Origin of the sequence: Massilia sp. CCM 8734 (assembly GCF_011682155.1) — a bacterium.
Classification (GTDB): Bacteria; Pseudomonadota; Gammaproteobacteria; order Burkholderiales; family Burkholderiaceae_D; genus Telluria_A; species Telluria_A rubra.
This window is the reverse complement of record NZ_WHJI01000007.1, coordinates 124,950-146,338: the sequence shown is the minus strand read 5'-3', so window position 1 is coordinate 146,338 and position 21,389 is coordinate 124,950. Positions and strand designations below refer to the sequence as shown.

16 protein-coding genes are annotated in these 21,389 nt (G+C 65.4%); 10 read left to right on the top strand and 6 right to left on the bottom strand.

Annotated features, from left to right (window positions below; genetic code table 11):
- Both F2P46_RS09210 and F2P46_RS38550 read left to right on the top strand, forming a co-directional pair.
- Nucleotides 1-987, top strand: coding sequence for an HPP family protein (locus tag F2P46_RS09210; protein ID WP_306667682.1), 987 nt, complete (start codon nucleotides 1-3; stop codon nucleotides 985-987).
- A gap of 35 nt (nucleotides 988-1,022) precedes the next feature.
- Entirely contained in the window at nucleotides 1,023-1,223 is a 201-nt protein-coding gene (locus F2P46_RS38550; RefSeq protein WP_306667681.1) for a CBS domain-containing protein, read from the top strand.
- Between the two features lie 60 nt (nucleotides 1,224-1,283).
- On the opposite strand, the gene F2P46_RS09205 is transcribed toward F2P46_RS38550, so the two are convergent.
- Nucleotides 1,284-1,982: a UPF0149 family protein gene (locus F2P46_RS09205; protein ID WP_166887874.1), complete on the bottom strand. Its 699-nt coding sequence runs from the start codon at nucleotides 1,980-1,982 to the stop codon at nucleotides 1,284-1,286.
- Between the two features lie 94 nt (nucleotides 1,983-2,076).
- On the opposite strand from F2P46_RS09205, the gene F2P46_RS09200 reads away from it, so the two are divergent.
- The 5 genes from F2P46_RS09200 (at nucleotide 2,077) to F2P46_RS09180 (ending at nucleotide 10,775) form a co-directional block, all read left to right on the top strand.
- On the top strand, nucleotides 2,077-3,081 hold the full coding sequence (locus tag F2P46_RS09200; RefSeq protein ID WP_166887871.1) for a serine/threonine protein kinase: 1,005 nt from the start codon (nucleotides 2,077-2,079) through the stop codon (nucleotides 3,079-3,081).
- Between the two features lie 131 nt (nucleotides 3,082-3,212).
- On the top strand, nucleotides 3,213-6,434 hold the full coding sequence (locus F2P46_RS09195; protein ID WP_208296555.1) for a hypothetical protein: 3,222 nt from the start codon (nucleotides 3,213-3,215) through the stop codon (nucleotides 6,432-6,434).
- 71 nt (nucleotides 6,435-6,505) lie between these two features.
- A complete protein-coding gene (locus F2P46_RS09190; protein WP_166887868.1) occupies nucleotides 6,506-7,225 on the top strand; it encodes an ABC transporter substrate-binding protein in 720 nt (239 codons plus the stop codon).
- Between the two features lie 372 nt (nucleotides 7,226-7,597).
- Nucleotides 7,598-10,333, top strand: a complete 2,736-nt coding sequence (locus tag F2P46_RS09185; protein ID WP_368737900.1) for a polysaccharide deacetylase family protein — start codon at nucleotides 7,598-7,600, stop codon at nucleotides 10,331-10,333.
- Between the two features lie 52 nt (nucleotides 10,334-10,385).
- The gene (locus F2P46_RS09180) at nucleotides 10,386-10,775 is read left to right on the top strand and encodes a hypothetical protein (RefSeq protein WP_166887865.1); all 390 of its coding nucleotides are present in this window, start codon (nucleotides 10,386-10,388) and stop codon (nucleotides 10,773-10,775) included.
- A 67-nt stretch (nucleotides 10,776-10,842) separates the two neighbouring features.
- Here the strand turns inward: F2P46_RS09180 and F2P46_RS09175 are convergent, their stop codons facing one another.
- Entirely contained in the window at nucleotides 10,843-11,883 is a 1,041-nt protein-coding gene (locus F2P46_RS09175; RefSeq protein WP_166887862.1) for a DUF475 domain-containing protein, read from the bottom strand.
- A 248-nt stretch (nucleotides 11,884-12,131) separates the two neighbouring features.
- On the opposite strand from F2P46_RS09175, the gene F2P46_RS09170 reads away from it, so the two are divergent.
- The 3 genes from F2P46_RS09170 (at nucleotide 12,132) to F2P46_RS09160 (ending at nucleotide 17,146) form a co-directional block, all read left to right on the top strand.
- Nucleotides 12,132-12,554 (top strand): divergent PAP2 family protein, encoded by a 423-nt coding sequence (locus F2P46_RS09170; protein ID WP_166887859.1) that lies wholly within the window; start codon nucleotides 12,132-12,134, stop codon nucleotides 12,552-12,554.
- Nucleotides 12,555-12,772: 218 nt separating this feature from the next.
- Nucleotides 12,773-13,909: an efflux RND transporter periplasmic adaptor subunit gene (locus F2P46_RS09165; RefSeq protein WP_166887856.1), complete on the top strand. Its 1,137-nt coding sequence runs from the start codon at nucleotides 12,773-12,775 to the stop codon at nucleotides 13,907-13,909.
- Nucleotides 13,910-13,912: 3 nt separating this feature from the next.
- Nucleotides 13,913-17,146, top strand: coding sequence for an efflux RND transporter permease subunit (locus tag F2P46_RS09160; RefSeq protein WP_166887853.1), 3,234 nt, complete (start codon nucleotides 13,913-13,915; stop codon nucleotides 17,144-17,146).
- A 71-nt stretch (nucleotides 17,147-17,217) separates the two neighbouring features.
- Here the strand turns inward: F2P46_RS09160 and F2P46_RS09155 are convergent, their stop codons facing one another.
- The 4 genes from F2P46_RS09155 to F2P46_RS09140 form a co-directional block, all read right to left on the bottom strand.
- On the bottom strand, nucleotides 17,218-17,667 hold the full coding sequence (locus F2P46_RS09155; RefSeq protein WP_166887850.1) for a hypothetical protein: 450 nt from the start codon (nucleotides 17,665-17,667) through the stop codon (nucleotides 17,218-17,220).
- 285 nt (nucleotides 17,668-17,952) lie between these two features.
- Nucleotides 17,953-18,894 (bottom strand): NAD(P)H-hydrate dehydratase, encoded by a 942-nt coding sequence (locus tag F2P46_RS09150; protein ID WP_229509180.1) that lies wholly within the window; start codon nucleotides 18,892-18,894, stop codon nucleotides 17,953-17,955.
- A gap of 13 nt (nucleotides 18,895-18,907) precedes the next feature.
- On the bottom strand, nucleotides 18,908-19,672 hold the full coding sequence (locus tag F2P46_RS09145; protein ID WP_166887847.1) for a histidine phosphatase family protein: 765 nt from the start codon (nucleotides 19,670-19,672) through the stop codon (nucleotides 18,908-18,910).
- A gap of 105 nt (nucleotides 19,673-19,777) precedes the next feature.
- The gene (locus F2P46_RS09140; RefSeq protein ID WP_166887844.1) at nucleotides 19,778-21,184 is read right to left on the bottom strand and encodes an L-cystine transporter; all 1,407 of its coding nucleotides are present in this window, start codon (nucleotides 21,182-21,184) and stop codon (nucleotides 19,778-19,780) included.
- Nucleotides 21,185-21,389 lie beyond the last annotated feature (205 nt).

Below are 21,389 nucleotides of genomic sequence, written 5' to 3'. Positions count from 1 at the left end.
ATGTCCGTCGCGCGCGCCGCCTGGCTCACCGCCTTATTACCCCCGCCCAACAGTGCCGGTCGCCTCGAACAATGGCGCGCCAGCGTTGCCGCCTTTTTGGCGCTGATCCTCACCGGCGTGCTCTGCACCTGGACGGGCGGGGCTGCCGGCCTGTGGCTGATCGCCCCCATGGGCGCCTCGGCCGTGCTGCTGTTCTGCCTGCCGGCAAGTCCCCTGGCCCAGCCGTGGGCCGTCATCGGCGGCAACGTCGTGTCGGCGCTGGTGGGGGTGGCTTGCGTCAAGTCGGGCCTGTCGCCCCAGGTCGCCGCGCCGCTGGCCGGCGGCCTGGCGATTGCCGCCATGTTCGCGCTGCGCTGCCTGCATCCGCCGGGCGGGGCGGTGGCGTTGACGGCGGTGCTGGCCGGTCCCGCCGTGCATGAGCTAGGGTTGCGTTTTGCCTTGATGCCGGTTGCGCTCAACTGCCTGCTGATGGTGGGCGCGGCCCTGGTCGTCAACAACCTGACCGGCCGGCGCTATCCGCACCGCCGGCAATCGGCCATGCAGAACGTGCACGACACCGCCGACAACGTGCCGACCGCGCGCCTGGGTTTTCGCAGCACCGACCTGGACGCCGTGCTGGCGCGCTACGACCAGGTGCTCGACGTCAGCCGCGACGACCTTGAAGGCATTATTTTGGCCACCGAAACGGCGGCGTACGTTGAAGGCATTATTTTGGCCACCGAAACGGCGGCGTACGGGCGCCGCTTCGGCGTGATCCGTTGCGGGCAGATCATGTCGACCGATGTGGTGACGCTCGAATTCGGGACCGCGCTGGCCGACGCCTGGGGCTTGATGCGGCATCGCCAGGTGCACGCGCTGCCGGTGCTGAACCGGGCGCGGCGGGTGATCAGCATCGTCACCCAGACCGATTTCTTGCGCCACAGCGACCTGGACGTCTACAGCGGCCTGGGAAAAGCCTGCGCGCACTGCTGCAACGCAGCGGGCTGACGCATACGGACAAACCGGAAGTGGTGGGGCAGATCATGACGGCCAAGGTGGCCACGGCGCACGTGCGCACGCCGATCGTGGAACTGGTGCCGCTGATGGCCAACGCCGGCCTGCACCACATTCCCGTGGTCGACGATGAAGACCGCTTCGCGGGGATTGTGACGCAGTCCGACCTGGTGGCCGCGCTGTACCAGGGCCGCCTGTCGGAACTGGCGGAACTGGCGTCGGCGGCGTAGGGCCTTGCACCCCACGCGCGCCGCCTTGATGACTTAGAGCCTACCGGGATAGGCTCTTAATTACTCGGCAACCGGATCGGCGCCGCAGCACTTCTTGTACTTCTTGCCGCTGCCGCAAGGGCACTCGTCGTTACGGCCGACTTTCGGCTCGTCGCGCTTGAGGGTGGTGACCGGCGCCTTGCGCAGCGGCACCCAGAAACGGTGAATCGCCGGCAGGTTGGCCTGGATATCGAGGGCCAGCTTGTGGCCTTTCATTGGCGTATCGACTTCTTTCAGCTCTTCTTCCTCGATCTCGTCGGCGCCGAGCAGGTAGATCGGGCGCATCAGCGGTTCCAGGTCCGATGCCCAGATCGGATCCCACGAACCCGGGCGCAATTCCATGCCTTCCCAGAAACCCCAGCACCAGGCTTCGCCGTCGAGCAGCATCGTGCCTTCGTGCTCGGCTTCGCAAAACAGCGGCTCGAATTCCTTCGGCGCGACTTCGAATGTGACCAGTACTTCGTTCATGAAACGCATGATCAGCTCGACGATGCGCTCTTCTTCCTTGGCGTTCTTGAACTTGGGGGCGCTCTTGGCATCCTCGCCCCACACTTTCGGCAGCCATTCGGCCGGCATGATGGTTTCCGGACCCATCGCCACGGCGGTCAGGTAACCGTGCAGGGTGTCCATGGTCATGGCGTCTTCCGCACTGCGGTCGGACAGGAGGAACTGGTCGAGTTCGTCGAATTCTTTTTCTGAGAGGGGCTGGTCGAGTTGCATGGCGTGTTCTTATCTTGATCGTTGAAGCCGCTAGTTTAACGCGTTCGCGCATCGGGACGTACTGTTAAATGCGGCGCGCCGTACAATAGCGATCATGACGACGCCATTTCCCGACCCCGACACACCCGCCACCCACCCGTTCTCGAAGCTGAGCCCGGAATGCGTGCTCGACGCGCTAGAGAGCGTCGGCCTGCGCGCCGACGGCCGCCTGCTGGCCCTGAACAGCTACGAAAACCGGGTCTACCAGGTCGGCATGGAAGACGAGGCCCCGGTCGTCGCCAAGTTCTACCGCCCTGAGCGCTGGAGCGACGCCGCCATCCTGGAAGAGCACGCGTTTGTCGCGGAACTGACGGAGCGCGAAATCCCGGTCGTGCCCGCGCTCACCCTGGGCGGGCGCACCCTGCACAGCTTCGGCGGCTTCAGCTTTGCCGTGTTCCCGCGCCGGGGCGGGCGCGCGCCCGAGCTCGACGACCCCGCCGTGCTCGAGTGGACCGGGCGCTTCATCGGCCGCATTCACGCCGTTGGCGCCCTGAAAAGCTACAGCGAACGGCCGGCCTTGACCATCGACACCTTCGGGCGCGAACCGCGCGACTACCTGCTCGCCAACGACTTCATCCCGCCCGAACTGCTGGCCGCCTACACCAGCGTGGTAGACCAGGCTTTAGAGGGCGTGCGCCACTGCTACGCGCGGGCGGGCGAGTCGGCCCAGTTGCGCCTGCACGGCGACTGCCACGTCGGCAACGTGCTGTGGACGCCGGACGGCCCGCACTTCGTCGACTTCGACGACAGCCGCACCGGCCCCGCCATCCAGGACTTGTGGATGCTGCTCTCGGGCGAGCGCAGCGACATGGTGCGCCAGATGAGCGACATCCTGGCCGGCTACGAAGACTTTGCCGATTTCGACGAGCGCCAGCTGAACCTGATCGAAGCGCTGCGCACCCTGCGCCTGATCCATTATTCGGCCTGGCTGGCGCGGCGCTGGGACGATCCGGCCTTTCCGGTCGCCTTCCCGTGGTTTAATACACAACGTTACTGGCAAGACCGCATCCTCGAACTGCGCGAACAGATCGCCTTGATGGACGAGCCGGCGCTGTGGTAACGCCCCTGTCCGGCAAACGGTCGAATTGACCGGCTTTTCCGCGTCTGATCCGTGCGCCGGGGCCGGCCAACCTGACAGATAATCAAGGTCAGGCCTTCCCATGCCGGGACGGTAGCCCAAGCGAGAACAAGATGGAAACCACAGCAGCCCCGCACGACGACGCCAACCTGACCATCGCGCTGCCGCCCGACGGCGCCGCGTCCCAGGCTGCCGCCGCGCCCCCGGCTGCCGTCGAAGCCGCCCCCGACCGCGCCCAGTCCGAAATGCGCGCCATCCACGAAGCCATCGCCCGCGTCGAAGCCGAAGCGAAGGCCTCGTGCGCCGCCGAAAGCCGCGCCCACGCCGAAGCGCGCGCGCGCGGCCTGGCCGAAGAACGCGCCGCCAGCGACGCCGCCGCCGCCGCCGCCGCCCTGCAAAACGCGCAAGCGTCCGAAGAAGCCATCGAAGCCAATCGCGACCGCCTCGAAACCCTGCGCGCCGCCGCCCAGGCCAGCCTCGAGCGCCTCGACGCCGTGCGCCAGGAGACCGCCGAACTGCGCGCCCGCGTCGAAGCCGACACCCAGATCAAACTGGCCGCCGAAACGCGCCTCAAAGCCGACGAAGAAGCGCGCCGCCGCACGGCCGAACAGATCGCCGCCGAAGCCGAGCTGGCCGAACAAGCCGCGCGCGCCACCGAAGCGCTGCTGGCCCAGACCGAGCAGGCGCGCCTGCAAGCGGTCGAACGGGTGGCCGCAGTGCACGCCGCCCAGGAAGAAGTGCTGCACATCGCCAACGCCGACGCCCGCATGACCACCCTGGCGCGCGAACGCGAACGCCAGGCCAAGGGCGCGCGCCAGACCGCCGAACTGCTGGCCGAAGCCGAATCCGAAGCGCTCGAATTGACCGTCCAGCGCGAAAAAGCCGACCAGATCGCCCTGGCCTCGGCCTTCGCCCGCGCCGTGGCCGAAGCACGCGCGCTGGAAGAAGCACGCGCCTTGGCCCACATCGAACAGGAACGCGAAGCGATTGCGATTGCCCAGGCCGAGTCCGAACGCGTGGCGGCCCAGTCGATCCACCTGCGCCTGCAATCGGAAAAAGAACTGCGCGACGCCGCCGTGCACCGTGAACGGCTGGAAAAAATGGCCGCCGCCGGCGCGTGTGCCCGGCGCGACGCCGAAGCGCGCATCCTGAGCGCGACCGAAGAACGGATCGAGGTCGACAAGCGCCTGCGCGAAGTGGCCCTGGCGCGCGCCAAGGCCGAAACCGACGCCGGCGAACTGGTGCAAGCGAAAGTCGACGCCGAAACCCTCGCCATGACGCAAGCGAACGAACGCGCCCTGGCCGACCAGGCCGCGACCGCCGCCGCCCTGATGGAGGCCGAAGAACAGCAACGCGCGCGCGCGCTGGCCGAAGAACGCGCCAGCCTGGCCCAGGCCGCCGCCGACCTGGCTGCCGCGCAGAACGCCTCCGACCAGGCTGCCGTGGCCGCGATCGCCGAACAGGTCGAACTGCAGCGCCGCGCCAGCGCGCTGGCTGCCGAGAAAGCCGCCCAAGCGGGCGCCCTGGCGCTGGCCGAACAAGCCCACGCCGACGCCGAGCAAGCCGCGCTGGTCAGCCTGCAAGAGCGGCTGGAAGCCGAAACCCGCGCCGCCGCAGTGGCCCAGGCGCGCGCCGACGCCGAGCAGATGGAGGCCGTGCTGCTGCGTCAGAAAGCCGACGCCGAACAGCGCCTGGCCGAAGCGAAGCGCATCGAAGTCGAGGCGCTGCGCGTGCTGACCGAGCAAGCCGACATCGACAGTGCGCAAGCGCAGGCCGCCGCCGACGCGGTAGCCGCCCAGGCGCGCGTGGCGCACGAGCTTGCGCATGCGCAAAGCGCGCGTGCCGCGGCCGAACAGCAAGCCCTTGCCATGGCCGAACAGGCGCTGGCGCTGGCCGCCGATGCCCTGGCAGCGGAAACCGCCCGCGCCGAGAGCGAGCGCCACGCGCTGGCGCTGGCCGAACAACACGCCACCGGGCAGCGCCAACTGGCCGAGCTGGCGGCGGGCACCGAACAAGCCAAGCGGCGCGAAGCCGAAGCGACGCGCCACCTGGTGCGGCAAGCCGAAATCGAAAGCGTGCAGGCGCAAGCGGCCGCCGACGCCATCGCCGCCCAGGCGCGCGCCGCCATCGACCTGGCCCAGACCGAGAGTGCGCGCGCCGTCGCCGAACAGCAAAAACTGGCCCTGGCCGAGCAAGCGCTGGCCGACGAACGCGCCTGCGCAGAGAGCGAAACGGCGGCCCTGGCGCTGGCCGCGCGGATGGCCGCCGACCAGCGCCAGATGGCCGTCGCCGCCGCCTACGCCGAGCAAGCCAGGCGGGTCGAAGCCGAAGCCACGCGCGCGCTGGTGCAACAGGCTGAAATCGACAGCGTGCAGGCGCAGAGCGCTGCCGACGCCGCCGTGGCGCAGGCGCGCGCCGCCGCCGAACTGGCCGACGCGCAGCGCGAGCGGGTTCGCGCCGAACAGCAAAAACTGGCGCTGGCCGACGAGGCCCTGGCGCACGAACGCGCGCTGGCCGACAGCGAACGCGCCGCCGTCATGCTGGCCGAACAGACCCTGGCGGCCAAGCGCCAGCAGGCGGCGGCTGCCAGCGGCGCCGAGCAAGCCCGCCGTACCGAAGCCGAGGCTGCGCGCATGTTGGCGCAGCAGGCCCAGGTCGAAACCGAGCAAGCCACGCGCGCGGCCGATGCGCTGGCCGCGCAAGCGCGCGTGGCTATTGAGCGCGCCCAGGTCCAGCAAGTGCGGGCCGAGGCCGAACAGCAAAAACTCGCACTGGCCCAGGAAGCGCTGGTACTTGAGCGCGACAGCGCCGAGGCCGAGCGGGCCAGCGTGCAGACCGAGCGTGCCTCGCTGGCGCTGATCGAACAAAAGCTCGCCACCCAGCGCCAGCAACTGGCGGCCGACCAGCGCGCCGAGCAAGCGATTGCGGCGCGGCTGGCATCCGAACAAGCGGCCAGCCTGTCGGCGCGCACGCGGGCCGAAGCCGAACACGAAGCGGCCAGCATGGCGCGCCAGTTCCAGGTCGCGCAAGAAATCGCCGCCCTGGCCGCGCAAGACAAGCGCGACGCCCAGCGCGTGCTGCTCGAGAGCGCGCAGGCGCAAGCCGACATGCAACGCAAGAGCGCGCTCACCACCAAAGAAATGGCCGACGCCCGGCGCGAACTGGTCGCACTCGAAGCACGCCGCCTGGAGGCCGACACGCGCACCCTGATGGTCACCCGGCACGCGATCGACGACGAAAAGCGCGAAAGCGCCACTGGCGCGGCGCAGCGGTCCACCTCCGCCACCATGACGCACCAGGTGCTCGGGCGGCTGACCGCGCCGAACAAGGGTTGAGTCGATGCACGATGTTGACGGCAACGGGGCTGGCGGCACGGCGTCGGCCTTGACCGGGTAAGATCGACGGCATGACGACGACCAGGCTGCTGCTGACCCTGTTGTTAACGATCCCGCTGCGATTACAGGCGGCCGAACTGTCGGTGCTGGTCGACACCAGTACCGACATGCCGATGGCGCGCTTCGAGCGCGGCCGGCTGGCCGAAGGCATCCACAAAGATATCGGGCAAGCGCTGGCTGGCGCCATGGGGCGCACGGCCGTGTTCGTTGCCTTGCCGCGCAAGCGGATCGTGCGCGCGCTGGAAGACGGCGGCGCGGACGTTCTGTGCAGCTACGTCCCCGAATGGCTCAACGGCTCGTTTGGCTGGAGCCATGCGTTCATCCCCATCACCGAAGTGTTGATCACGACGCGCACTGCGACGCGGCCGCGCAGCGTGGCTGATGTGGCCGGGCAGCCGATCGGTACAGTGCTGGGCTACTCCCATCCCGAGCTTGACGGCATGCTGGGCAAAGACTTCATCCGAGACGACAGCGCCAACTCCCTGATCAACCTGCGCAAGCTGGCGGCGGGTAGGGTGCGGCATGTGGTGACGGCCAGATTTTTCCTCGACTACCGGCAAAAGCTGGGCGACCCGGTGCTCGAGCTGCACCCGCCGCTGGCGGTCAAGAGCTACATGGGCCAGTGCGCGGTGTCGCCCAAAGGCAAGGTCAAGTTAGCCGACGTCGACAAAGCCATCGCGCGCCTGATCGCCGCCAACGCCATCCCCGCCATCCTGGCCCGCTACCAATAGCCGCGCCCCCCGGGGTCCGCCCCAACCGGGGTCTGACCTCTGATTAGCAATTTTTGTTCGTTTCTTTTCCTTCCTAAACCGGGGTCAGAGCTTTAACTCGCAACATTGTTAAGCGAACTGATCAAGAAAGTCGACGCACTTACAGTCAGAACCTAGCATTTTGGCTCAGTACAGCCATTTTGCTCGCTTTTCGATTTTCCGAATTTTACAAAATTTCAGATTAAAGCTCTGACCCCGGTTGGGAAGCGAACATTGTTGCTAATCAGAGGTCAGACCCCGGTTGTCGGGGTTTTGAGCGTTGGCGGCAGGAATTTTGTGGGTGTTGGGCATTTGCAATACAATCAAGGGACTTCTTCCGACAGGTGTGTCTTTGTGACTTCCACTCCCATTAAAATCGCCGCTGCGCTTGCCATCGCGGGCGCGGCTGGGGCGACCTTTTTGTTTGCCGGGCGTAAGCCGGCACCGCCGCCGCCAGCAACGCCGCCGCCCGTCAAGAGCGCCGCCATCGCCGCGCCACGCCTTGATGCCGCGCCGTTGACCGCCGATCTGCACGCCTTGTTGGCCAATTACCGCAAGATTATCGTGCTGCTTGCAGACGAGAAATCCATGCCGGCCAACGAACGCGAACAGGCGCAGCGGGTGGGACAAACGCTGTTTCACGAGAACCAGTCACGCGCGGAGAAGCTCGAACGCGACTTGGCCACGCTGCTGGCGTCGAACCAGCCGAATCGCTTCGATGCCGTCACCGACCTGCTCAGCTTTATCGAGTCCGACAAGTCCCTGTTCGACGCCGATCGCCTGGCGTTTCGTGAGTTGCTGCAAGGCTTGCTGGCCGAGGTGGCGAAAGATTCGAGCTTGCCGGCTATTAAGATCCACAAGCGGCTGTCGGAAGATCTCGACGCCCTGGCCGAGATCGAACGCAATTACGAGAAGGAAATCCGCCAGGTCTTCGGCCGCTATGAGTCGCGCGCCATCGCGCTCAAACGCGAGCGCTGGGACAGCTACCTGGCCTACCTGAACACCCTGTTCACGCGCGAAGCCATCCTCAAGGAGCAGGGCGTGGTCGTGCCGTATCCGGCCTCGGCCTTGCCGCCCGAGCCCAAGGGGGAGCCCAAGGCCGTGGCCGACCCCAACGAGATCTTCGGCAATTCCCTGCCCAAGAAAACCGTGGTGCTGACCTTCGACGATGGCCCGCACAAGCGCTATAGCGAGGAAATTGCGGCCATCCTCAAGCAGTACGGGGTGCCGGCGGTGTTCTTCAGCGTCGGCCGCAACCTGGGCAGCGTCGACGCCGCCGGCAAGCCGACCTTGTCCGATGGGGCCGCCGTCAGCCGCAAGCTCAAGGCGGGCGGCTATACCTTGGCCAACCACAGCTACACGCACGCGCAGTTGTCGAAGGAAACGGGCGACAAGCTCAAGGCCGAAATCCTCAACACCGACGTGCTGTTAAAAGCCATCGACGCCGGCCGCGCGCCGCTGTTCCGCTTCCCCTACGGCGCCCGCAACAGCGAGGGCATGCACGCGCTCGAAGGCGCGCACCTGCGCTCGGTGATGTGGAATATCGATTCGCTCGACTGGGCCGATCCGGTCCCGGCCTCGATCGCCGAGCGCGTCCTGCGCACGGTCGACAAGGAGGGCCGCGGCATCATCTTGTTCCACGATATCCACGCGCGCACGGTCAAGGCGCTGCCTGCCGTGCTGGACCGCCTGATCGCCGAGGGTTACCAGTTCGCCGGCTGGGATGGAACCAATTTCACCAGCGCCAACACAGCCGCCGCGCCCGCCGAGAAAGTGGCGGTGAGCACCGGCTACGCCAATTCCTGGGCCATCGTGATCGGCATCGACAGCTATCCCAAGTGGCCCAAGCTGCAGTACGCGGTGCGCGATGCCCAGGGCGTGCGCGAAGTGTTGATCGGCAAGTTCGGCTTCGCGGCCGAGCGCGTGGTCTCGCTCAATAATGCCGACGCCACCCGCGCTGGCATCCTCGGCGCTTTCCACGACCGCCTGGCGCACGGCGGCGTGCAGAAAAACGACCGCATTTTCGTGTTTTTCGCCGGCCATGGCGCCACCCGCCAGCTCAGTTCGGGACGCGATCTCGGTTACATCGTGCCCTACGATTCCGATCCGACCCAGTTCGCCACCGATGCGATTCCGATGAGCGAAATACAGAACATCGCCGAAAGCCTGACCGCCAAGCATGCGCTGTTCGTGATGGATGCCTGCTACAGCGGCCTGGGCCTGACGCGCGGCGGCGGGGCCGGCGCCTTTTTGCGCGACAACGCGCGCCGCATCGGGCGCCAGATGCTGACCGCCGGCGGCGCCGACCAGCTGGTGTCGGACGGCGGGCCGAACGGCCATTCGGTGTTCACCTGGACTTTACTGCAGGCACTGGCGGGCAAGGGCGACCTGAATGGCGACGGCTTGATCACCGCCACCGAGCTGGCCGCCTATGTGGCGCCGGCGGTGGCGGGCGTGTCGAACCAGACGCCGGCCTTCGGCAGCCTGCCGGGATCGGAAGGTGGCGACTTTGTGTTCGAACTGCCGGTCGAGGCGGAATTTTTGAATCCGCAGACGGCGCAGTTGTCGTCCGAGGCGATCGCGCTCAACGCCAAGCTCGACGCGGTGCGCCCGGATGCGCCCAAGATGGAGGACAAGCCTGGGGTCACGGCGCCGACGGCGCCGGTCGCGGTCAAGGACTTGCAGGGCAAGGAGCAGAAGCTGGTCACGCCGCTGGCGGTGCCCTCGTCGGCACGCCAGCTGGCCCAGCGCGCCAATGACCGCGGCCTGCAATTGTTTAAGGAGAAGCAGTACGCGGCGGCCGAGGCGGAGTTTACCGAGGCGCTGAAACTGCGCGCCGACTTCGCGCTGGCGGCCAATAACCTCGGCTTTGTCTATTACAAGCAGGGCAAATTCGCCGAAGCGGCGCGCTGGTTCGACAATGCCGTGAAGATGGACCCCTCGCGCGCGGTGGCTTACCGCAACCTGGGCGATGCGCATGTCCAGGCCGGCGATGCTGCCAAGGCCAAGCTGGCTTACCAGACTTTCATGGCGCTGGCGCCGGCCAGCGCGGGCGCAGCGTATGTAAAGCAGCAGTTGGAAAAGCTGTGATGTGTCCAGGTTGCGGTAAGGCAAGCGAGTCATGCATGGCGCAACGGGCACGATGAAGCGCCATGTGCTTACCCGATCGCTGCTTGGCGAAGCCTTGCTTTCCGCAGCCTTGCTTGCCGGCTTGGCCGGCTGTGCCGACAAGAATATCGATCCGGGTGGCGTCTACGTTCTCGACAAAGACACCAGTGTGTATACGCTGACCCTGCGCGCGGGCGGTGAATGTTCGCTCACCGTGGCCAGTCCGGGACGGCCGCTGGAAGTGATACAAGCGAACTGGCAGGCCGACGACGACACTGGCCGCCTGGTGACGTTCAGCGGTATCTCCTGGCGCGGCAGCTGGCCGGAGGAGGCGCCCGCCTACTGGCTCGTCAATATCGAAGGCCGCGTGCAAAAAATGTGCATCGACTCCGAGGACATCGATTGTTTTTACAAAAAACAATAGCGCACGATGGCCTGCCGGACTCTGGCGCGCAGCAGGGCGCCATGGTCGCGGCAGGACCGACCTGGCATCAAGCCACCCCCAGTGCCTCCTGCTGCTTCTTATAGCGCAGCGACGACCACAGCGACACCAGGATGAACGCCACGCCCGACAGCCCCGTGAACCACTCCGGAATGTGATAGCGCACGCTGGCGAACATGATCAAGGCCAGGATGCCGATCGCGTAGTGTGCGCCGTGTTCCAGATATACAAATTCTTGCAAGGTGCCTTTGTCAACCAGGAACACGGTCATCGAACGCACGAACATGGCGCCAATCGCCAGGCCCAGCATGATGATGACCACATCACTGGTGATCGCAAACGCGCCGATCACGCCGTCGAAACTGAACGACGCATCGAGTACTTCCAGATACAAAAACCCGCCGATACTGCCGCGCGATACCATTTGCCCGATGCCCGGGTCGGCTTCTTCTTCCTCCAGCAGGGAACTGATCCAGTTCACACCCACGTAAATGACCACGCCCGTCACGCCGGCGATGAGCACGCTCAGCTTGCGCGCTTCCGGAACCACGTACATGGCCCCGAACGAGGCGCACAAGGTCAGCATGACCGCCAGGCTCTCGCTGCCGTAGGTGCCTACCTTCTCTTCGATCCATCCGAGCCAGTGAAGTTCCTTCTCTTCGTCGAATAAAAAGTTGAGGAAGACCAGCAGCAGGAAGGCGCCGCCGAACGCGGCCACTTCGGCGTGGTTGTCGGTCAGGTGGCGTGAATATTCAGCCGGCGTGTTGATCGCCATGGTCCACACGTCCAGCAGGCCGAGCCCGGTAGCAACCGAGACGATCACCAGCGGAAACAGTAGTCGCATGCCGAACACGGCCACCAGGATGCCGACCGTCAGGAACAGCTTGCGCCAGAAGTCGTTCCAATGGCGCAGCACCGAGGCGTTGACCACCGCGTTGTCGAACGAGAGCGACACTTCCAGCACGCCCAGCACGGCGGCGATCCACAGCGCGTTGAGCAGCCCGGGCAGGCCGCTGCGCGTGTAGCCCCACCAGCTCGCGACGACCAGGAGAACGAAGGTGACAAGGAAAGAGAATCTGAAATGGCGCATGCGTTAATTCCTAAGGAAAATTTCGATCAGGATGGCGGCTGCCGGCCGGCGGCGTTGTGATGTCATTCTAGTAGGTTTTTCGGCCCGGTGAGCGGTCAAATGCGCGCGTGCGCCACCCGTTTCGCCCCCCTTTGCCATGCGCGCGCGCCGTGACGCGGGTGATCGAAGGCGCCTGCGGTGGGGAGCGATCTGCGATAATTGCCGATTACGCAGCAATTTTGCACTTCATCGACGACAAGGACACCTGCATGGACATCAGCTATCTCATCACGCCCGTACTGACCTGGCTGGTGGTGGGACCCATCAAATTTTTGATCAATAGCGCACGGCAGCGGCGCTGGGCGTTCAACCTGGTCGGCAATGGTGGTTTCCCCAGCAACCATAGTTCTGTGGTGAGCAGCATGGCGACCCTGATCGCCTTGCGCGAAGGAATGGACAGTCCGGCGTTCGGGGTGGCGGTCACCCTGGCGTTTATTGTGATGATCGATGCCAACAGCCTGCGCCAGCACGTGGGGCGCCAGGCGGGGGCGATCAACCGCCTGGCCGGCAGCGCCGCCGATCACACCCATCTGCGCGAACGCATGGGCCATACGCTGGTCGAAATCACAGGCGGGATTTGCACCGGCATCGGCATGGGCTTCGCGATTTTTCATCTGTTCGCGCGTTTTTGATCGTTTGCCCGCGTTCCCGGCATGCCCGGGGACGAGGGCAAAGCGCCGTTCACCACGGCAACTTTGCAGTTCAGTCGCGCAAATCCGCAGTTCAGCCATCGAATCGGCCAGGTTAATAGATCGCTAATTGACGTCCCTACTCGTCTCAAGGATACTTTGCGGCTGGTTGTTTTCATTCTGATTACAGACGTCTGACCGATTTGATCCCGGAGAATCCCATGCTGCGCAAAACACTGCTCGTCCTCGCCATCGCCACGGCGCTTTCCGCCTGCGGTAAAGGCGAGAAAGACCCCGCCAAGGACGGCAAGGATGCCAAGCCCGTTCAGCTGCTGGTCGCTCCGGAAGACTTGCTCACCATTTCCTCGAATTCACTCGCCTCCGGCCCGGTCGTGACCGGCTCCGTCCAGCCCGAACGCAAGGCCGACCTGCGCGCCGAAGTCTCGGCCGTCGTCTTGCAGGTGCTCAAGGAAAACGGCGACCTGGTCCAGCGCGGCGACATTCTCGTCAAGCTCGACGAAACCGCCATCCGCGACAGTCTCAGCTCGGCCGAGCAGTCGGCGCGCGCCGCCTCCCAGGCGCTCGACCAGGCCGAACGCCAGCTCGAACGCATGAAAACCCTGCGCGCCTCGGGCATGACCTCGGCCCAGGCCATGGATGACGCCGAAGTGCGGCGCAATAATGCCCTGAGCGAAGTGTCGGCCGCCAAGTCGCGCGCCGCGCTGGCGCGCCAGCAACTGGCCCGCACCGTGGTGCGCGCGCCGTTCGACGGCGTGGTCAGCGAACGCAAGGTATCGGCCGGCGATACCGCCTCGATCGGCAAGGAATTGCTGAAAGTGATAGATCCGTCCAGCATGCGCTTCGAGGGACGCGTCTCGGCCGACCGCATCAGCGCGGTCAAGGTCGGCCAGCCGGTCAGTTTCCGCATCAATGGTTACGCCGGCGAGGAGTTTCGCGGCGTCGTGAAACGGGTCGATCCGGCCGCCAACGAGGTCACGCGCCAGGTCGAGGTGCTGGTCGCCTTTGCTCCAGGCTCGGCGGTGCCGAAGGTGTCCGGCCTGTACGGGGAAGGGCGGATCGAGGCCGAAACCAAGGCCGCGCTGATGCTGCCCGAAGGCGCGCTGGTCAAGGCTGGCGACAAGGCCTACGTCTGGCGCCTGAAAGACAAGACCATCGGCAAGGTCGACCTGGCGATCGGCCCGCGCGACACGCGCACCGGCAATTATGAGGTCAAGCAAGGCCTGGCCGCCGGCGACATCGTCATGCGCAATCCGAGTTCGTCGTTCAAGGAAGGCCAGGCTGTCCAGCTCGCGCCGGGCAAGGTCGCCGCCGCCGCACCCGTCGTGCAGGGGAAATAAGCCATGTTCCTTTCCGATTTCAGTATCAAGCGGCCGATCGCGACAATTGTCATGATCATCGCCCTGATGTGCATGGGCTTGCTCGCCCTGAGCAAGCTGCGCGTCAACCAGAATCCGGACGTCGAAGTGCCGGTGTTGCAGATCAACATTCCGTATCCGGGCGCCTCGCCCGACACGGTCGAGCGCGAAGTGATCAACCGCATCGAAAAGTCGCTGCTCAGCATTTCCGGCGTGACCGATGTGCATGCCGAGGCGGTCGAGGGCAATGCCCAGTTCTGGCTGGAGTTTAACTTCGACAAGAACCTGATCGAAGCGTCCGACGAGGTCCGCAACGCCATCGCCACCGTGCGCTACAAGTTGCCGACCGAGATGCGCGAACCGATCCTGCAACGCCTCGACCCGGCCACGCAGCCGATCCTGAACCTGGCGCTTTCGTCCACCAGCCAGACCCACGCCGACATCTCGCGCCTGGCCGAGGATGTGCTGGCCGACCGCTTCCGCAGCATCGATGGCGTGGCCACGGTCAACGTCAACGGAGCGCTGCGGCGCGAACTGTCGGTGCTGCTGCGCGCCGAAAAGCTGCGCGAATACAATGTGGCCGTGTCCGATGTGGTGAACGCCTTGCGCACGCAAAACACCAACGCGCCGGTGGGCAAGATTCGCGGCCAATACGATGAGAAAAGCATTCGCCTGGTGGGCCGCATCGAGTCGCCCGAGGAATTCCAGCAGATCGTGGTCAAGCGCCGCGGCGAGGAAGTGGTGCGCCTGGCCCAGGTGGCCGAAATCCGCGACGGCTTTGCCGAAGTGAACAACCTGAGCATCCGCAGCGGCAAGCCGAACGTCGGCATCACCCTGACCCGCTCGCGCGACGCCAGCACCGTCAGCGTGGCCCAGAAGGCCAAGCTGCTGATCAAGGAACTGGAAAAGGAATTGCCGAAAGGCACCGTGCTTGAAATCACGCGCGATGGCGGCGATGAAGCCCAGCGCAGCCTGAACAATGTGATCGAATCGCTCGTGTTCGGCGCCGTGCTGACCATTTTCGTGGTCTACGCCTTCCTCAATTCGTGGCGCTCGACCCTGATCACGGCGCTGTCCCTGCCGACCTCGGTGATCGCCTCGTTCATCGCGGTCTGGCTGTGCGGCTTCACGCTCAACTTCATGACCCTGCTCGGACTGTCGCTGGCCATCGGCGTGCTGATCGACGATGCGATCGTGGTGCGCGAAAACATCGTGCGTCACATGCAACGCGGCTCCGACCGCCGCAAGGCCGCCCTGGAGGGCACCGCCGAGATCGGCATGGCGGTGGCCTCGACCACCTTCTCGATCATCGCCGTGTTCATTCCGGTGGCCTTCATGCCGGGCGTCTCCGGTGAATGGTTCCGTCCGTTCGCGCTGACGGTCACCTGCTCGGTGCTGGTCAGCCTGGTCATTTCCTTCACGCTCGACCCGATGCTGTCGGCTTACTGGGGCGACCCGCCGGACCACCACACGGCGCCGAAAAAAGGCTTGTCCCTGGTGCTGCATCACTTTAACGAGTGGTTCGACCGCCAGGCCGACCGCTACGGCAACGTGATCGCCTGGGCTTTGCATCACCGCATCTGGATGACCCTGATCGCCGTGGCCACCTTCGCCGGCGCCCTGTACCTGCAGGCCACCATGGGCGGCACCAGCTTCCTCCCGGCGGCCGACTACGGCCAGTTGCTGATCGATGTGCGCACGCCGGCCTCGTCGAGCGTGGAATATTCGCGCGCCAAGCTGGAAAAGGCGGCCGAAGTGGCGCGCTCGATCAAGGAAACCAAGGATACCAACGCCTTCATTAACACCGGCGGCGGCAAGGTGTATGTCGATATCGGCAAGCGCGTCACGCGCTCGCGCAGCGCCAAGGAAATCGCGGTCGAGCTGCGCGCCAAGATCAGCCAGCTGGTGGGCGCCGAGTACGTGGTGCTCGACGATATGAACAATGGCGCCGCCAAGCCGGTCCAGGTCCAGTTCACCGGGCCCGACTCGCGCAAGCTGATCGAGATCGCCACCGCCTACATGGAAAAGATGCGCCAGATCCCTGGCGCGGTCGATGTCGGCCTGTCCGAGCAAGATCCGAAGAACGAACTGCGGATCGAACTCAATCGCGGCCTGGCCAATTCGATGGGCATTTCGGTCAACGACGCGGCGCAATCGCTGCGGGTGGCGTTTGCCGGCGTCGAAGTGGGCGACTGGGTCGACCCGACCGGCGAAACGCGCGACGTGGCGGTGCGCCTGCATCCGGACGACCGGGTCAGCGCCGACAATATCGAACGCTTGCCGATCGCCGTGACCGGCACCAACCAGATGGTGCCGCTCGACCAGATCGCCACCATTACCATGGGCAAGGGACCGTCCGGCATTTCGCACAAGAACGGCAAGCGCACCATTTCAGTGTCGGCCAATGCGCAAGGCCGCTCGAACGGCGAAGTCACGGGCGACGCCATGAAACTGGCCGATACATTCGACTACCCGCCAGGCTACGGCCGCGAACTGGGCGGCGCCGCCCAGAACCAGAACGAGTTGTTTACCGAAATGGGCATCGCGCTGGTGTCGGGCATCGGGCTGATGTACCTGATCCTGGTGATGCAGTTCGGCTCGTTTACCGCGCCGCTGGCGGTGATGCTGTCCTTGCCGCTGTCCTTGATCGGCGTGGTGGTGGCGCTGCTGTTGACCGGCAACACGCTTAACCTGATGAGCTTCATCGGCATCATCATGCTGATGGGTCTGGTGGCGAAGAATGCGATCCTGCTGCTCGATGCGGCCCGTGCGCGCGAGCGTGAAGGCCACAGCCGCGAAGATTCGCTGATGGACGCGGGACGCGCACGCCTGCGTCCGATCCTGATGACCACCTTCGCGCTGATCGCCGGCATGTTCCCGGTGGCGCTGGGTCTGGGCGAGGGCGGCGAGTTTTATCGTCCGCTGGCCATTGCGATTATCGGCGGCACGATTACCTCGACCATTCTGACCTTGCTGGTGGTGCCGACTTTTTACGACAGCATCGAAATCAAGGTCGACAGCATGAGCGTCAAGTTCCACCGCCGTTCGGAGCGTTTCGGCCCGCTGCTGGGGTTCCTGACGACGTTTGCCGAAGTGATTCTGTTTCTCACCTTCGGCCGCTTCATCTACCGCGTGCTCATGCGGCTGGTGCGTCTGGTGACCGGCCGCCGCACGGTGGTCGTGGCGCCGGGGGCCGTGGCGCTCGACAAGCGGGCGTAAGCAATTGACCGCCGGCGCATCGTCAGTGATGCGCCGGTGCCTGGGCTGATCGCTATCGCTATGGCGATCGTTTAGCGCTTGTCCTTCGGTGGCGTAGTGGTATCGGTGCTGCCCGTGCTGCCCGTGGTGCCGCTCGTACCCGTGCCACTCGTACCTGTTCCGCTGGTGCCGGACGTGCCGCTGGTGCCCGAGGTCCCTGTCCCCGATGTGCCGGTACCGGAGGTCCCGGTCCCGGTATCGCCCGTGCTGCCGCTGGTGCCGCTGGTGCCCGTCCCGCTGGTGCCCGTACCGGTACCGCTGGCGCCCGTCCCGCTGGTGCCGGTGTCGCCGGTGCCGGTCGTGCCACCGGTGCCGGTCGTGCCGGTCGTGCCGCTGGTCCCGGAAGTGGTGCCCGGCGTGGTGGTCGTGGTGGTGTCGCCGGTGCCTGTGGCGGGGGTGTCATTGCGCTTGCAGGCAACGAGCATCGACGCCAGCAGCGCCGCGGTCAAGATGATTTTTGGTGCGGTTGTGAATGGTTTCATTGTTTACTCCTCGGTCACGTCAATGAGTGCCGTTGCCCGTAACTTAGCGTGGGAAACGGCGCTAGGTCGATCCTGCCGGACATGCACACCACCCGGCGAGGACCATCAGGGAACCGACGCGTGGATAACGCGGTTCCATTAACTGATGCGCGAATTCGACTGTAAAAAATTAGACTTTCAACTTCTGCGCCAGTTCATCTTTATTTACGTATCTGACGTAGATTTACCTCCATGTCCGCGCAATTTGATGCGGATCAAACTTTGCTACCGGCCGCACCCGCTGCGTCAAGATATTCCGTCGGACGACGAGCGCGCGGCCTGCTCCATCAACGCCGGAATTTCGGCCGGAATTTCGCGCGCCAGGTAGCCCAGCACGCCGAAGCGCAAGGCCAGCTGTTCGCCGGCCCTGGCATGCAGGGCCACGCCCCAGCAGGTCGCTTGCGCCAGGGTGGCGCCGCGCGCCGCCAGCCCGGCGATGATGCCGGCCAGGGTGTCGCCCGAGCCCGAAATGGCCAGCCCGACATTGCCGCCTTCGTGCTGCCACGGCCCGCCCTCTGGCGCGCTGATCACGGTGCGCGCCCCTTTCAGCGCCACCACCGCGTTCCACGCCTGCGCCGCCGCGCGCGCCGCGCCGTCCGGATCGGCCACGATCTCTTCTTTCGCACGCCCGGAGAGGTGCGCCATTTCGCCCGCGTGCGGGGTCAGGATCACCGTCTCGGCGAAGCGGAACGGCGGCCCGTCATCGTCGTCCTGGTCGGGATTGGTGACGATGCCCATGGCGTTGGCGTCGAGCACCACGCTGGTGCCGGCCAGGCGCGGCAGCAAGGCGCGCACCAGCGCCGCCGTGGCCGCTTCATCCTGCATGCCGGGGCCGATCAGCACCGCATCGATCTTGTCGGCCAGCGGGTCGAGCACGCCCAGCGCGTCGCGTTCGAAGCCGCCTTGGACCGTCTCGCGCAGGCCGATCACGCGCGCTTCCGGCATGGCCAGCGCCACCAGTTGGGCCACGCTGGCGCCGGTGGCGATGGTCAGCTTGCCGGCGCCGGCGCGCAAGGCCGCCGTGGCCGCCAAAATCACGGCGCCCGGCATTTCGCACGAGCCGCCCACAATGAGCACGTGGCCGCGCCGTTCCTTGTCGCCTTCGGCCGGCGGCATCGGCAGCGGCCAGGCGCGCAGGGCGGCGCTGTCGATGGTGATCATGTGGGTGCTGGCGAGCGGCATGTCCATGGGACCGGCGCGCCTACGCTTTCGGAGCAGCGGGCACATCTTTTTGAACCGTGACCGGCGTGCCTGCCGCTTCCAGGGGAGCGACAAAGTTAGTCAGTTGCAAGCCGAGCTTGCCGTGCTTGCCTTCGTGCGGATTGAAGCTGTACGAGGTCACCGAGCAGTTCGGCACGTCGGCGGCGCGGTCGAACGCCAGGATCGCGGCTTCGTCGAGCCGTTCGAACAGGTAGCGGAAGCAATTGACCGTGACCTGGTGGCCGACGATCAGCACGCGCTCCTTGCAGAACTCGCGGGTGATGGTGTCGATGATGCTGCGCAGGCGCAAGATGACGTCGCACCAGCTCTCGCCGCCGGGCGGGCGGAAGTAGAATTTACCCACGTGCTGGCGCTGTTCGTACAGCTCCGGATATTGATGCTGGATGCCGAGCACGGTCAGGCGGTCGAGGATGCCGAATTCCTTTTCGCGCAGGCGCTCGTCCACGTGGACCGCCATCAGGCTGTCGGGACCGAGCTGTTGCATGATGATGCGGGCGGTCTCGGCCGCGCGCACGTAGGGCGAGTGCAGCACCACGGTCGGGCGCTCGTGTTCCGGCATGGCCGCGAACCAGCTCGCCAGCGCGCGCGCCTGGTCGGCGCCCAGCGCGGAGAGCGGCACGTCGACATCGCGCTCGGCGATGTCGATATGCAAGCCGGCCGCCGCCTCGGCGGCGTCGCGCGCCACGTTACCGGCGCTTTGTCCGTGCCTGACCAGCCAGATCTGTTGGGGCCACTTTTGTTCCATCGTTTCGCCTGCCATTGAAATGTTGACACGACGTCATCATAGACGGATTCGACGGTAGCTCAGCGCACGATACAAGCGGTTGTGGTGCTTTTTGTGGTGCTTTTTCTACGCAGCTTTCTCGTCGGCATCGAGGTTCACGGCGGCGTCGCTGTTAAATACCGCCATGTCGGTCTGGCCGAGCACGCGGCTGGTGACGGTGCCGGCCGTAATCGAGCCGCTCACGTTGAGCGCCGTGCGGCCCATGTCGATCAATGGCTCGATCGAAATGAGCAAACCCGCCAGCGCCACCGGCAAGTCCATCGCCGAGAGCACGATCAGGGCCGCGAAGGTGGCGCCGCCGCCCACGCCGGCCACCCCGACCGAGCCGACCGTGATGATCGCGATCAGCGGCACGATGAACGAGAGCGTCATCGGGTCGATGCCGACGGTCGGCGCGATCATCACCGCCAGCATGGCCGGATAGATGCCGGCGCAGCCGTTCTGGCCGATGGTCGAGCCGAATGAGGCGGCAAAGTTGGCGATGCCTTCCGGCGTGCCGAGGCGGCTGGTCTGGGTCTGCACCGACATCGGGATCGAGCCGGCGCTGGTGCGCGAGGTGAAGGCAAAGGCGAGCACCGGGAAAATCTTCTTCACGTAGCGCGCCGCGTTCAGGCCCGCCGCGCTGATCAGCAGCAAATGCACGCAGAACATCAGCAGCAGGGCGCTGTACGAGGCGGTGATAAAACTGAGCAGCTTGACGATGCTCTCCAGGTTGGAGCCGGCCACCACCTGGGTCATCAGCGCGAACACGCCGAACGGGGTCAGGCGCAGCACCAGGGTCACCATGCGCATGATGATCGCGTGCGCAACTTTGATGAAGCGCTCGAACGCGTCGAAGATCTCGGGCTGCTTGGCCGCGATGCCGGTCGCCGACATGCCGACGAAAATCGAAAACAGCACCACCGCGATGGTCGAGGTCTTGCGCGCGCCGGTCATGTCGAGGAAGGGGTTGGCGGGAATGAAGCTGATGATCATGCCTGGCAGCGAAATCGCCTGCGCCGTGTTCAGGTGTCCTTTTAAATAGTCGCCGCGCGCCACTTCGGCGGCGGTGGCGGTCAGCCCCACGGCGGACAGGCCGAACAGCTTGGCCATCAGGATGCCGATCCCGGCCGCGACCATGGTGGTGGCCATCAAGATGCCGATGGTCAGCGCGCTGATCTTGCCCAGCGAGGAAGCGTCGCGCAACTTGAGGATGGCGGCGATAATCGACACCATAATCAGCGGCATCACGATCATTTGCAACAGCTTGACGTAACCGGTGCCGATGATGTCGAGGTAGGCATTGGTGTCGGTGATGACGGGCGAGGACGCGCCGTACAGCAGCTGGAACGCCGCGCCCAGCAGCACGCCCACGCCCAGGCCGGTAAATACGCGCTTGGTGAACGAGGCATGCGCCTGTTGCATCTTATAGAGGAGAAAGCACACGCCCAGGGCGACGGCAAGGTTCAGGATCACGGGGAAATTCAGGGTCATGCGGGCCTCTTGAGTGGGCGCTGCGCGCGCAGGGGGCTGTGCGGCGGCAATAGAACGGACCATTCTAACCATAAACCTGCCGCACTGCACACCGGCTCCTCCGTGAGCGGGCGTAGCAAAACATCAATGTTATTGACAGCGTCCGGGATGTTTGCAACACTCGCCGCCTTGCCTTGATTCCGGCCAAGCCCGCCGCACCGCGCGG